Here is a 14,572-nt window from a genome sequence, read left to right on the forward strand (position 1 = left end):
TTATTTATTTTCAATTTTCCGTTTTAATACAATGCGCCGCATATCAAGTCATTCTGTTCTAATAGTTTCTTTGATTGTATTTTTTTCCTTCTCAAAGATGAGTCTTTTAGGTAGTGGGTTGATATGGCAATCGTTAAGGATCACCAATGAGATGGGTCTCTCAAACAGTGCCGTAAATAATATTTACCAAGATTCTCGCGGATTTATGTGGTTTGGTACTTGGGATGGCCTTAACCGTTACGATAGCAAGAGTATTAAAACATATGTACCCGATATATTTGACAAGAACGCCATTAGCAATAATATTATTAGACGAATAATTGAAGACAAGCACAACAATCTTTGGATCGTTACCGAGCAAGGGCTTAATCGGTATTCGTACGATTTTGACAATTTTACTTGCTGGTTTACTGAACTTGCAGCGCATCGCGTAAAAGAGCAAAGTTTGAAAGCGCGAATTGCTTACGATGGAAATATTTGGGTAAATGCGTTTGGCGTAGGAATTTTTAAATTCTCCACCGACCAAGATAATTTTATACCTATAGAGTTCCCCACGCTGGGCGAACAAACAGTAAGAAGCATCGATCTTTTTTTACCTCTACAGGATAACCTATTTATCTTAAGTCAAGACTCCTTGATCGTGATGGATTCCCATTCATTACAAGTTTTGAACAGAATCCATTTACTTACACATTACCCAAATCTAAATTTATCGACTGCTGAGGAGCGTTGGCTTTTTGAGTTTGAAGAGATTCCCTATTTGGCTCTTAGCCAAAGGAAAGGCGGACTGTTCTTTATCAACCTCAGCAATTGGGAAGTAACATCCATCCACCCCCAGGATCCAGCGTTTGTTGTAACCACAATTGAAACATCAGGAGATAAAGATTTCTTGTGGGTGGGCACAGATGACGGGAATATTTTCAAGGTACGCCCTAACGATCATTTTACTACCCAATCGGTCATAAATCAAATTCCGGAACTTGCAGATAAGAAAGTTAAGATTTGGTCGATCCTGGAAACAGCCGATGATTTGCTTTGGATCGGGACAGATGGCGAGGGGGTATTTAGAAGCCACTTAATGCCCAAGCCTTTTTATCAGATCGGGAGAGGGGAAGCAAAAACTCGTCAGTTAAACCACCAAATCGTACGATCTATTTATGAAGATAAGAAAGGAGGTTTATGGGTAGGAACAAGAGGTAACGGCTTGAACCTTATTCCGTATAAGGATGGGGAAACGAAGTATTTCAATACATCCAATGGCCTGACGAACAATGCGGTTTTATCGCTCCAAGAGGATGGGTTTGGTAATTTATGGATCGGGCACGATGGTTTTGGGATAGATGTTTTAGACATGGAGACAGGGGAATTCTTTCATTTCCCTTCCGAGCTTAAAGGGGGTGAGGATCTGGAATTTGGTTCGGTATATGCAATTTGTATCGATGCTTTTGATCAAATATGGCTGGGAACGAGCGGTTATGGCATCTTGGGGCTAAACATCAAAAAGGAAGAAGGGGAGTTCGTACTTATTAACCATATGCATATTAAAGGGGGAAGTATGGACGATCCGCTTCAAAGCAATGTTGTTTATGCTATTGTAGAAGAGAAACCAAACATTCTATGGTTAGGTACTCGGGGAGCCGGGATTTATAGGTTAAATACAATCACTGGCCAAATGGAAAACTATACACTTGACACAATAGAAAAACCAGGCCTTAGCGACAATGACATTCTCAGTCTGCATATTGGAAGAAACAATAATTTATGGGTGGGTAGCAGCGGTGGGCTGAATAAGGTGGATATTAATTATTTGCCATATAGTTTCGAATACTACACCATTAAGGACGGATTGCCCAATAATAGTGTACATGGTATATTGCAAGATAAAAAAGGCAATCTATGGATAAGTACCAATAATGGATTGAGTAAGTTTTTTGTGAGCGAAGAGAAATTCCTCAATTTTAATAGTGCAGATGGATTGCAAAGCAATGAGTTTAGTGATGGAGCTGCCCGTATAGGGCAGAAAACTGGTAAGTTTTATTTCGGGGGAATAAATGGCTTAGATTGGTTTTACCCGGAGAACATCCAAATCTCAGAGAAAGCACCAGAACTAATCTTTACAAATTTTATACTTTACAATAAAAAGGTTTTACCTAGTGACTCGACTGCCATACTAAATAAAAACATTGATGAACTTGACGAGATTGTTCTCAAATATGATCAGAACTTTTTTACGGTCGAATTTACTACGCTAAATTATATAAACCCTGACAAGAGTTTATTTGAATATAAGCTGGAGAATTTTAACCCTGATTGGGTTTCTGTTGAGAATCAACGTGAAGCTAATTTCACAAACGTTCCTCCGGGAGAATACAAGTTATTTGTAAGAGCGACAAATGAAGATGGAGTTTGGTCAAAGGAAGCCAGATTCATCTCCATAATTGTAAAGCCACCCTTTTGGATGACTTGGCCAGCCTATTCGATCTATACTTTCCTCATTGTAATTTTGGTATATATTGTTTTTAAATACCAGAACAAAAGAATAAAAGTAAAACATCAAATCGCATTCGAAAAGCTTCAGCATCAGAAAGAAATAGAATTAAACCAATACAAGTTGAAGTTTTTCACAAACCTTGCCCATGAGTTTGGCACACCGCTTACTTTAATTTTTGCATCTGCCGCAAGTTTGTTAAACCCCAATAAAAAACCGAAGGAAGCCTCAGCGTTAACAAAAACCATTTACCAAAATTCCAGGCGTATGCAAAGGCTCGTTCAGGAATTACTGGAGTTCAGGAAGGTTGATACAGGGCGGGAGAAGCTTGAACCAAGACCGGTTGAAATCATAGGTGTGATGAATAATATCGTGGATGTTTTTAGTCATTTTGCGCGTGAGAATGGAATAGAGCTTAGTTTTGAGCCTGAGTTGGATGAACTTCATTGTCTCCTTGATTCGCAAAAACTGGATAAAATAATGCTAAACCTACTAAGTAACTCAATTAAAAATACACCTGAAGGTGGAAGTGTGGCGCTCAGGTTGAAACTGATCGGTGAAACTATCTTTATAGAGGTAGAGGATACCGGAGTAGGTATTGCTCCCAACATAGCGGCAAATATATTCGACAGCTATTACCAACAAGCACCTGATTTAAAAAGGTCTACAAAAACATTTAGGGGGATTGGGATTGGCCTTGCATACACAAAAAGTCTTGTGGAACTTCATGGGGGAAATATATCTGTTAAAAGTAAGTTGGAACAGGGGAGTACATTTACTGTTGCCATACCGTTTCAAGCTGTGGAGCCAGATATGAGCATAGCTGCGCAATCGTCAAGCCTAATAGGGAGGAATCAACTTTTGAGTAATATATCTGAAAAACTTACGGAATATTCAGAGGGGGATGAATCTTTGTCCTCGTTAAAGGCGGACTTGTGGACAACGCCTAAAAAATATAAGGTGCTTGTTGCCGAAGACGATCCTGAACTTTCCAACTTGCTTTATAAAATGCTCTCTGAGCAGTACGATGTTTATCTTGTGCAGAACGGGAAGCAAGCCCTTGAAGTGATAAACGAAAAAAGAGTGGATGTGATCGTTAGTGATGTTATGATGCCCGAAATGGATGGCTTAACCTTGTGCAAAACTATTAAAGCAGACGTTCTGACCAGCCATATCCCTGTTATTCTGCTTACTGTCCGTTCCCAAATAGAGGATGAAATCGAGGGATTGGAAATGGGGGCTGACGCTTATATCCCCAAACCATTTCATCCAAAGCACCTTTTTGTAAGAGTTGAACGACTTCTGAAATCAAGAGAGCAGGTTTTAGAATATTTCAGAACAAATTTTGGTACACCTACTTATGATCTCAAACAGGATTATTCTTCCAGGGATAAAGAGCTGCTAAAAAAATGTGTTGCTTTTGTTGAGGCCAACTATGCCGATGAAAATATTGATGCAGATAAAATGGCTTCGGATTTAGCTATGAGCAAAGCTCAACTATACAGAAAAGTAAAAGCTTTGACTGGATTTACACCCCATGGCTTGATTAAAGACTACAGATTAAAACAAGCGAGACAATTGATTTCTGAAGGTAAACATTCCATATCGGACATAATTTTTATGACAGGATTTAATAATCGCACCTATTTTTACCGTTCGTACAAGGAGCTTTTTGGAGAGACCCCAAGTAAGTTCAATAAGATGGTCTGATATAATTTTGGAGGGTCCCACCGTTAGGTTTATTTTTATCATTTTAAAGAAAAGTAAGTAAGCCTTAAACTAAGAATATCTTTCAGGCTTTATTCCTTTATTTCAATATTGCCATAAATAATAAAATGAGCTTCCTTGATACTTTGCTTCACCCGTTTTTTGCCGAACTAATCGAAAGCTTATTAAAAGTTTTGTAGGGGTAAAATTTTTAAATGAACAAGAATCTACCTGTCCCCCCTTTAGATGTTATCTTCCAACCCTTTGTTCACTTTCTTTAGCGTCACAACTCTTCAATTAAAATTCCAAGCTAAGATAGGGTTGCGGCAATGGTCTCCGGGATACTCCGCACATCCAACAATTTTCCCGGCATATCCTCGCTTTGCTCCGGTATTCCAGTTGCTTGTTGCGATGCCATATCCGCTTTCCCTTACATCTTGCATGTAATTATTAATTAAAAAAATAAGTTATGGCTAAGAAAAACGAAAAAAACGGGTTTACCAGAAACTACATTGGTAAGGGGACACAGGTGCAAGATCTTGACATTGTAAAAGTAACCGTAGAATTGGACAGCGCACTAGAGTATTCACATGCGTACAAAGGCAAAAAGTACCTTAGCTTCGAGGTTGCCAGAATGAAGCAGCCCGACGAGTTCGGCAAGACACACACTTGCTACGTGAACATAAAAAACAAGGCTGATTAGCCTTGTTTTTCTTCAAACCGTATTTATTAACGGTGGTTTTAAGCTGAAGATGATAATACAATTATAAATTGTTTAAATATTTTCAGCTTAAATTTTAACCCTTCCCCATCATCTATTCTTTCCCCCTCCGGCACCCCTCGCGTTACAGTACTTGGCATTACTTAGCGGAAGGTGACCTGAAAAACGGTCACTCCATTCCGCTATTCCATGCCAAGAGCTTTTAACGCCCCGACAACACCCTTGCAAATAACGCTTCCTTGCTACGTAAACTCCGCCAAGGAAACCTTTTATTTACAAGCGTGTTTTTTTGCTTACGCACCCAAATGGTACAACACGCCGTTGAGTGACGCACCGTGCCATCTTTGGTCTGTTGCAAGTTGTCCGATGCACGGGGAACATTGATACCCTAATCACTAGAAATATTATGTGTCTCAAGGGAATAAACAAAAAACTCATCGGATGAATTTTACAACCGTAAAAATGCATCCGATGAGTTAATTAATAATAAATAAAGGGACTTTATTTATCCACACTAAACCTATAAATGGTGGCGGTTTCATATACCTCTCCCGGATTTAGGATTATGGATGGAAAATTGGGTTGGTTTGGCGAGTCGGGGAAATGCTGCGTTTCAAGAGCAAATGATTGACGGTACCCATAGGGGACTCCGCTTTTACCTATGTCGGATCCGTCCATGAAGTTGCCGCCGTAAAACTGTAGCCCGGGTTCTTCGGTATAAACGGTCATTTTTCGTCCGCTTGTAGGTTCTACCACGGTAGCTGCCCATGTCATGCCACCAGCTTCGTTTTTATTGATTGCGAAGTTGTGATCGTAGCCCAAACCATTATTCAGTTGTTCATCGTTGTCTTGCTGCGGCAAATCGGTCCCGATAGCTTTGGCTTGTCTAAAGTCGAAAGGCGTTCTTTCAACGGGCACATTTTCGCCCAGGGGAATTAATGTGCTATCAACCGCCGTAAAAAGATCGGCGTTGATGGTCAGCAAGTGCTCGTTAATGCTGGCGCCGCTGCCTTCGCCTGCCAAGTTAAAAAAAGCATGGTTGGTCAGGTTTACGGGGGTGGCCTTGTCAGTGGTGGCTTTGTAATCGATGGTCAATTCATTTTTAACTGTGAGCGTGTAGGTTACCGCTACATATAGGTTGCCGGGATAGCCCATTTCGCCGTCCTTAGACAAATGTGTCAATATCAAAGAGGTGTCGTTGGCTGATTTTACGCTCCACACCACGTTATGAAAACCACCAGGGCCACCGTGCAAATGATTGGGGTCATTGTTAATAGGCAAGGTATATTCCATCCCGTCCAGTGTAAATTTTCCTTTGGCAATGCGGTTGCCCACTCGGCCAATCAAGGCGCCGTGGTACACTTCCTTTGCACCCACATATTCGTCGATGCTGTTGAATCCCAATACCACGTCGGCCAACTTACCGTCACGCCCTGGTGCACACAGGCTAACGATACGTCCACCATAATTGGTGATGGCGGCCGAAATATCACCGTTGCGAAGAAAATAAAGGTTGGTTTCGACCCCGTTTAACTCTGTTTTAAAATCATCCCTTTTTAAATCGGAACATGTTTTTTTGTCGCTATCTGTCTTTGCTGTTGGATTACATCCTGCCAGTAGTAGGGTGGTGGCGGTTAGCATAAGAAATAAAATATTTTTCATCTGGTTTGTTCTTAAGTGTTAGAGACACAGACGCACATTTTGTCCGTCTGTACATGTATTTGTAGTGTTTCTTTACATGGTTTGGGTGAAAATTGTACCCGAGCAATCACATTATAAAGTTGGAAAAAATATTGATGATTTGATGATGTTATTAAAATTTTATTTCTAGTCGCGCGTGGTTGGGCCATGTACCACCAAGATACCATCTTCCCGTATTTCCATAAGGTCGATAAACACCACCCGCTGGTCGCCCGTTTTTGAGGTACGCCCGTGATAAACGCACAGCATCTGTTTCCCGTCGGGTGCAACGGTAACCGAATTGTGACCGGTACCGGTGACGATCCCACCTTTCTCCACGTTCTTTTCCAGCACAGGGTTATTGTCCGCTTTAGTAAACAGGCCTAAAGGCGATTTGGAGGTGGCGTATCCCACGGCATAGTTTTTTCCGCCATAAAAATTGGCCGAATACATCATGTAAAAGATGTCGTTATGCTTAAATATGTAGGAACCTTCGGTCCAACGCCTGTTCACCTCCCCCGAGGTTACAGACCGGCTTTCCCATTCAGCCTGTTGGTCGTCCATGGTGAGCGGCGGACGGAGCAACACTTGGGGCTCCCCGATAACACCCGAAAAGTCGGGCTTCATCTCCACGCCGTAAATCCAGCTTTCTTCTATCTCATCATACATGCCCTTTTCGCGTGCCCATACCGCCACTTCACTCTCCACAGGGTGTTTATAACATGCGCGGGAATAATAAAGATATACCTTACCGTCTTCGAAAAGGAGATTGGCATCGATAATGGGATAACCTGGGTCAAATACCGGGCGGTTGAACATATCAGCGTAAGGACCGGTGGGCGAATCGGATACCGCTACACCAATACGGAACGTTTCCAGATCATTGTTTGGGTTTTCGCGCCAATCGGCACTATAAAACAGATAAAATTTTCCGTTGCGTTCGTACAGTTCGGGGGCCCAAAAACTGGCCACGTTCCAGGAGCTGCCGGTATTGCCTTGATAAATGCGACCTTCGTCTTTCCATTCATTTAAATCGGTGGACGAATACATTTTGAAGCCATCCTTGACCTCGCCCGTTCCCACCATATAATATAGGCCATCCGAAGCTTTAAGAATGTATGGATCGGCCAGCTTTACCGGCAAGGGGTTTTGCGGTTCAAAAGATACCGGTGCTTTTTGTTGGCACGAAACCAATAACAAAATTCCGATAGCAATAAATACATGTTTTAAATACATAGCTGATTTTATTGAATTCTTTATTTTAGTTGAAACGTCTTATTCAGCACCGGTCAGGCTCATGATTAACTCTACTTCCTCCTGTCTGTAAGGCGTTCCGTCCAACCTAAATATCTCATGAAACCAAAGCTGTGGTTCCGAGCCATCGGCAATGGGCTCGTCCCAAGCATATTTGGTGTTAGATTTACCATCCACCAGACCCCAATTGATTGCACCAATGTTTTCGCGCTTTAAGATGGGCATGATATTTTGAAAATAGCTGTTGTTACGTCGTGCCATATATTCGGTACATATCATCGGACGACCATATCGCTTCAAACTGTCGATGGCTGCCTGATGTTTTTCGGGACCTTCGTAGTTGTGGTAGGTGATAATGTCAGAGTTTTCAACCTGAAACTTGTTAAGGTCGGATAGGCTTAGGCTCCAAACGCCCACGGATAATGGCTGCGAAGGGCGCACTTCCCGTCCCCACCCAAAAACGTCCTTAAGCAGTGGCATCGATTTGTTGCCATAGCCCGAATTGCCCGGCTCGTTATACAAATCCCACATCACGATACGTCCGTCACCATCAAAAGTATTTAGGATGTCTTTTACATAGACTTCGAGATCGTTGATAAGCGTAGGCTGTTCATGCAACAGGTCGCCCGGATCGCGCACCCAGCCCGAATTATGCACACCGGGCTTAGGTTCGGGTTGAGGGCCGGCCTGATACGTGGCATTCCAGCAATCGTCAAAAAAAACGAAGATGGTTTTGATACCATGACTATCCGCAATATCCAGATATTCACGCATGCGATCTTTAAAACCCTCTTTATCCACCTGCCATGCCACATGATGTAGGTAAACCCTCATGCAGTTCAACCCAATGTCTTCGGCCCATCCAAGTTCCCTGTCGATGGTTTCGGGGTCGAACGTTTCGGCTTGCCAGGTTTCCAATTGGTTTATGGCAGTGCTGGGGTTAAAATTGGCACCCCGCAGCCAGCCTTTTTCTTCACCCCAGACTTTGGCCTGTTCTACTGTCCAACGCCCCTTAGTGCCGGCTTCAAGTGCCTTTTCGTTGTTTTTGCTCGATTTGGGGCTGCTGTTGCAACCTACAAGTAGGAACAAGCCGAGTATGATGCTTAAAAAAATATGTTTTTTCATTTTTTTTATTTTAGTGTTTCAATCACCTCTTGATTTACTTTCCGCAGCCGTTCTTCGTCCAGCTTCATCACTTCTCTGTCGTAGGTCATCAGGCCGTTCACTTCCACCTCCACGTCGGTGGTTTGGGTGTAAACGGCAGCAGCATAGCCAAAGGGAATCATCTTTTTTAGCTGTTCGGCCATCTCTATGTAGGCATCGGTGGCTTCTTTGGCTGTTTTGTATTGCACATAACCCCAGTTACGCCCTTGCTCCCATACGTGTTCGGGATATACCAATCCTATGCCGCCATATTCGCCCAGCACGTTCACCCGTTGCGGGTCGAAGAGTCCCATCACCGGCCCGGGATAATTGTGCATATCAATCATGTCGCCCACGGGATAATGGTTGCCGCCACTTGCCGGGTTCACCAGGCGCGATGGATCGTAGCCTTTGGTCCACTCCACTATCTCGGGTGTTTTAAACTGACCCCAAGCCTCGTTAAATGGAACCCACACCACCACGCTGGGGTTCGAATAGGCAAGATCCATGATGTCTTTCCATTCTTGGCGGAAATTGGCTTCGGATTCTGCGCTGCGTTGCGCCTCCTTGCCGTTAAAGTAGTTGCGCATTTGCCACTGCGGCGAATGGTCGCCGTTGGGCATGTCCTGCCACACCAGGATACCTTCGCGATCGCAATGATAGTACCAGCGGGCGGGCTCAACTTTAACGTGTTTGCGTATCATATTAAAACCGTAATCCTTGGTTTTTTTGATGTCGAACAGCAAAGCCTCGTCGGTAGGTGCCGTATAAAGTCCGTCGGGCCACCAGCCTTGGTCAAGGGTTCCGTAATGAAACAAGTTTTTGTTGTTGAGTTGCATGCGCATCACACCGTTCCCGTCGCGCGCAGTGGATATTTTGCGCATACCAAAATAGCTCTTTACTTTATCAAGTACCTTACCATCTCGCACCAAGGATACTTCCATATCATAAAGGAAAGGGGAGCCCGGGCTCCAAAGCTTGGCGTTGGGCACGCTCATCAAGACTTCCTGACCTACAACGCCTTTGCCGGTGCTTATCATTTGTCCATTGTCCATCACTTTAATCTCCACTAAATCGTAAGCAGCTGTACCTTGTGCCGAAGCCAATACGGAAACATTGCCCCCATCGATGTTTGGAACGGTTTTAAGTTGTGATAGATGAGCAGGGGCAACAGGCTCGAGCCATACGGTTTGCCATATTCCCGTAACCGGGGTGTACCAAATGCCCTTTGGGTCTTCCACTTGCTTGCCTCGCGGCTGAAAACCTTTGTCCGACGGGTCCCATACCCTGACTTCGAGCTTTTGATTGCCGCCCCTTGTGAGGAAAGGGGTAAGGTCGAAGCTGAAAGGCGTATATCCGCCACGATGGCTGCCCACTTTGACATCGTTGATCCATACGTCCGTTTCCCAGTCCACGGCCCCAAAGTGCAACAGCACCCTTTGGTTTTTCCAGTTGGGCGGCACGATAAAGCTTTGGTGATACCATAATTCCTGATCTTTCCCAACGCGTTTCTGTACGCCCGAGAGGCTCGATTCTACCGCGAACGGAACCAATATTTTACCATCAAATTTTTGGGGTATGCTGCTGCCTTTTGGCACGATGGCATAATCCCATAGTCCGTTCAGGTTTTTCCAATTATCGCGTACCATCTGTGGGCGAGGGTATTCGGCCAATGGTTTGTCAGGGTTTATTTTTTCGGTCCATGGGGTTTTGATCTTATCGCCTGCCGGCTTCCAGCTTTGTGCACCAACCGACAAGAACAATCCCGCCAAAAAGATCAGTAAAAAAAACTTTTTCATTTTGATAAATATTTAAATAGTTTATTAATTGTCATTTTCTTTTTTTTCTATGCCAAAATGTTCTACCAAATCGTTGTATTCATTTTTTGAGATGGTGATCATGCATCCATGGCGCACGGAATCGGGCAGGCTGTATTTATCCCAGTCGCTAAAAAATGTATAGCCCGAGGCCTGGTACCAGGGGCCGTTCATGTTGTCGGCAATGGACAGGCCATAGGAAACGCCTGGATACTGTTCGTAATAAAGATACCAAATCTCATCGTCGGGCGAAGGTATCAGCATGGGCGCTTCCCTAAAATTAGGGCTTATGGGATCGGAAGGCAGCGAGTAGGGCCCCAGTAACGAAGGTGCCTTTGCTGTGCGAATGGTTTTGCCGGTTACCCAATATAGGGTAGGATAGGTCTCGTCCTTTAAAATAGCGAAGTATTGATTGCCTACCTTGCGGATGATTACATCTATGGTGCCTATATCCCAGTCGAACAAACGCGTAGGGTATTCCGAAAAGGTTTTTAAATCATCGGACAGAACATATAAAGTCCGCTGACTAGCCCAGTATGTTTCTCCGCCTTCTTTATGTGGTGTGTGCCAGGTTAACAGGTACTTTCCTGAATCTTTGTCGTAGAATATTTTAGGCGCCCCAATGCGCTGCAAACAGTACGAGTAATCCGGCGTGCTTTTAAGATCCGGTGTAAAAGTGCTGTGTTTTTGCCACGAAATCAAATCTTTTGAAACCCAGATGTTAATATCAGGCGATGCATCACTTTGGTTGCCTGCGATATAATATCGGCCATCGTGCCCTTTACAGATATCCGGGTGTCCTTTGTACTCTTCAAAAACCCTTTTACGCTTGTTCAGCGCGTGCCAATGTAAACCGTCAAGGCTCACCGAATAGTACAATCGCCCATAATCCTGATGGGTCATGTGCGCAAACAAATATGCTTGGTTAACCGCTTCGCCGGAGGTTATGGCCTGGCCGGGGGGATCGGGCTGTTGCGCCGTAGCGTTGCCGGACGAAAGGACCAGGCCTAAAACGAACGTGATTATAAATAGGTATTTATTTTTCTGGCATATCATATCATTTAATTTTAATGAAGGACAAATAACAAATATCACTAATAAATCAATGGCTTATTACCGGCGTCAAATATGCTGGATCGATTACCATAACTTCTTTCCCATCGCGTACTTCAAAAGTCACCTTGCTGATGTACATGTGGCGGGGATGAATTTTTGTGGCACTGTTGTGCGCATGGAAAACAATTTGCAAGTTGCCGTCTTTATCCCTAAACATGGCACTGTGCCCCACACCTACTAGGTTACCGGGTTTCTGTAATATCGGGTTTTTCTCATATTTTGTCCAAGTTCCGTCAACACGGTCAGAAGTAGCGAACCCTACACCATAAAACTGACTTTCGTAGCTGTTGGCCGAATAAGTCATGTAATAGGTGCCGTTGTGCTTTATCACAAATGCGCCTTCGTTTACACGTGGCCACACGGTTTCCCATTCCTGCGAAACATGGATACACTTTTTCATCGTTTCGGGCAATATCTCCAATAAATCGTCGGTCAGTTCGGCCACCCAAATGTTCAGACCGTCGTTAAAGCGGTCGAAGTAAAGATAGGGCTTACTGTCGTCGTCGATATAAAGACTATTGTCGATGCATTTTTCATCGGCTATCATCGGCTTTTTAACTTCTTGTACGAATGGCCCTAGTGGGTTGTCGGCTGTGGCCACGCAAATGTGCTCATCGGCCGAAAAATACATATAGAATTTGCCGTTGACGTGATATACCTCGGGAGCCCAGAACCAACGGTCGCCCCATACGTCGCGTTTATGAAGGGCCAAACCGTCGGACAGTGATTTTGGAGTTTTCCATGTGAGCATGTCGTCGGACACCATAACGGCTATTCCATCTTCTGAAAGTGTTCCATAGGCGTAATATGTATCATCGTAAAGCATGATAAAGGGATCGCCAAGAGGAACCTTGGCCATTGCCTCGATCGGCTCTTCTTGGTCTTCATTGGAAGTATTGCAGGCGCTAATATTGATTATCAAGCAAAACGATGTCAAAATAAAGGAGTATCCTATCTTCATCATATAAAAATATTAAATTGGGATATGGAGCAGCAGTTTATCCATATCCCAATTGTTAATTATACTGGTTAATTATTCCATTGTGCCATACCCAATCCATTAAAAATCGGGATTTTGGTCCAATCCTTCGTTATTATTTACCTCACTCGACGGAATTGGCAGACGGCTGTGTTTTCCGATTTTGAAATTGTTAAAATCCGGATCGCGCTGTTTCAGTTCATCCAAACCTGCCTGGTTATCCACCAAACCCCAGCGTTTAATGTCGGCCCATCGATGACCTTCGAGGCAAAGCTCCAGTGACCTCTCCATTTGTAAGCGTTTCAAAAACGCCTCCTTGCTCTGGGTGGCAGCGGCATGGTTAACCGATAAAGCGGGCATGTCAACCCTGTCTCTTACCCGATTTACAATAGCCACAGCTTCAGTCAGATCCCCTGAGGGCATATTGGCCAAACACTCGGCATACATCAATAACACATCAGCATACCTTATTAAGCGCACATTTACGGGGCTATGGTAATCATCGAAGTTCCTGTAATAATCTGTTCCGTATTTTCTGAAGAATATCCTGTTACGGTAGTTGTCCTGGTTCCAAACTTCCATTCCAAACCGGTATATCTTATCGTTTCCCGGAAAATCATTGGCCATGTCGGCATAAAAAACGCTTTCTCTCAAACGGATATCATAGGCCCCGTTCGTGTCCATTTCCTTTTTAAATTCATCTACAAGCCAGGGACGTACCTCACCGTCCGTCCAACCAATTCCGGGAGGGGCAAAAAACTGTCCACGGTTAAGTCCCAGATTGGGGTCGATGGAGAAATCACTGTCGCCGGCCGGTGCTTTGTGTACATCAGAATATTGAAGTTCAAAAACAGACTCCATGTTGTTCTCGTTAAAATGGGTGAAATTGTCTTTGAAGTTGGGCACGAGATCGTAATATTGGGCTCCTTCTCCTTTTACCATCCATTCCAAATCCTGTTGTGCGCCTTGCCAGTTAAGCTGTTGCATGCGGCATTTGGCACGTAGCGCATAGGCGGCACCTTTGGTTGCACGGCCTTTATTGTTAGCATCCCAAGTGGCAGGCAACTTATTAATGGCCTCCTGTAGATCGCTTTCGGCCTGGGCCCAAATGTCCGAAACGGGATGGCCTACCGGCGTGTCGCCAGGTTTAGAAGGCTCCAAAACAATGGGCAAACTGTTATTTTCGCTTCCCCAAAGTATGGCTAAATTGTAATAGTACAAGGCCCGCAAAAAGTAGGCCTGTCCCAGCAAACGATCCTTGGCCGCCTGATCGGCAAACTCGATATCGGGAATATGGAACAAAGCCTGGTTGGCTCTGAATATAGCTTCGTAGCAATCGCGATAGGTCCAGGCATTGCCTTCCCAAAAGTTATAGTTGTTATAGATAAAGCGGGTCCAGTCGGCAAGTTCGATCCAGGGGCTCGAGCTGAAGCCCTCGTCAGATGTCAGATCCAAACGGAACCATATCCACCGGCTATAAGTACCGGGTTTATAAAACATATTATATATGGCATTTACGCCACTTTGGGCGTCTGCCTCACTTTTCCAAAACACCCTTACTTCCAAATCATTTGGATTGGTGACATCAACTTCGCACGACGTGAAAAATAAGCTGATGGAAAATATAAGAAACAATATTTTTTTCATGATAGAATATTTTTTTGTTG

The 14,572-nt window shown here is 43.9% G+C and carries 9 protein-coding genes; 2 read left to right on the forward strand and 7 right to left on the reverse strand.

Annotated features, from left to right (window positions below; translation table 11 throughout):
* Positions 1–97 precede the first annotated feature (97 nt).
* Both FN809_RS16225 and FN809_RS16230 read left to right on the forward strand, forming a co-directional pair.
* Positions 98–4,198 carry a hybrid sensor histidine kinase/response regulator transcription factor gene (locus FN809_RS16225; protein ID WP_185957591.1) on the forward strand — a complete coding sequence of 1,367 codons (4,101 nt, stop codon included), beginning with the start codon at positions 98–100 and terminating at the stop codon, positions 4,196–4,198.
* Positions 4,199–4,664: 466 nt separating this feature from the next.
* Entirely contained in the window at positions 4,665–4,898 is a 234-nt protein-coding gene (locus tag FN809_RS16230; RefSeq protein WP_142534588.1) for a hypothetical protein, read from the forward strand.
* 519 nt (positions 4,899–5,417) lie between these two features.
* On the opposite strand, the gene FN809_RS16235 is transcribed toward FN809_RS16230, so the two are convergent.
* The 7 genes from FN809_RS16235 to FN809_RS16265 all read right to left on the reverse strand — a co-directional run bounded on the left by FN809_RS16235 (position 5,418) and on the right by FN809_RS16265 (position 14,552).
* Positions 5,418–6,578 carry an aldose epimerase family protein gene (locus tag FN809_RS16235; protein ID WP_142534589.1) on the reverse strand — a complete coding sequence of 387 codons (1,161 nt, stop codon included), beginning with the start codon at positions 6,576–6,578 and terminating at the stop codon, positions 5,418–5,420.
* Positions 6,579–6,743: 165 nt separating this feature from the next.
* Positions 6,744–7,832 (reverse strand): glycoside hydrolase family 43 protein, encoded by a 1,089-nt coding sequence (locus FN809_RS16240; protein WP_142534590.1) that lies wholly within the window; start codon positions 7,830–7,832, stop codon positions 6,744–6,746.
* A gap of 39 nt (positions 7,833–7,871) precedes the next feature.
* The gene (locus FN809_RS16245) at positions 7,872–8,975 is read right to left on the reverse strand and encodes a cellulase family glycosylhydrolase (protein WP_142534591.1); all 1,104 of its coding nucleotides are present in this window, start codon (positions 8,973–8,975) and stop codon (positions 7,872–7,874) included.
* Between the two features lie 5 nt (positions 8,976–8,980).
* Complete coding sequence (locus FN809_RS16250) at positions 8,981–10,792, reverse strand: glycoside hydrolase family 2 protein (RefSeq protein WP_142534592.1); 1,812 nt, start codon at positions 10,790–10,792, stop codon at positions 8,981–8,983.
* A 24-nt stretch (positions 10,793–10,816) separates the two neighbouring features.
* Positions 10,817–11,866, reverse strand: a complete 1,050-nt coding sequence (locus FN809_RS16255; RefSeq protein WP_221929459.1) for a glycoside hydrolase family 43 protein — start codon at positions 11,864–11,866, stop codon at positions 10,817–10,819.
* A gap of 46 nt (positions 11,867–11,912) precedes the next feature.
* Positions 11,913–12,890, reverse strand: a complete 978-nt coding sequence (locus FN809_RS16260) for a glycoside hydrolase family 43 protein (protein ID WP_142534593.1) — start codon at positions 12,888–12,890, stop codon at positions 11,913–11,915.
* Positions 12,891–12,986: 96 nt separating this feature from the next.
* Positions 12,987–14,552 (reverse strand): RagB/SusD family nutrient uptake outer membrane protein, encoded by a 1,566-nt coding sequence (locus FN809_RS16265; RefSeq protein ID WP_142534594.1) that lies wholly within the window; start codon positions 14,550–14,552, stop codon positions 12,987–12,989.
* Positions 14,553–14,572: the final 20 nt, after the last annotated feature.

Origin of the sequence: Saccharicrinis carchari (assembly GCF_900182605.1) — a bacterium.
Taxonomy (GTDB): Bacteria; Bacteroidota; Bacteroidia; order Bacteroidales; family Marinilabiliaceae; genus Saccharicrinis; species Saccharicrinis carchari.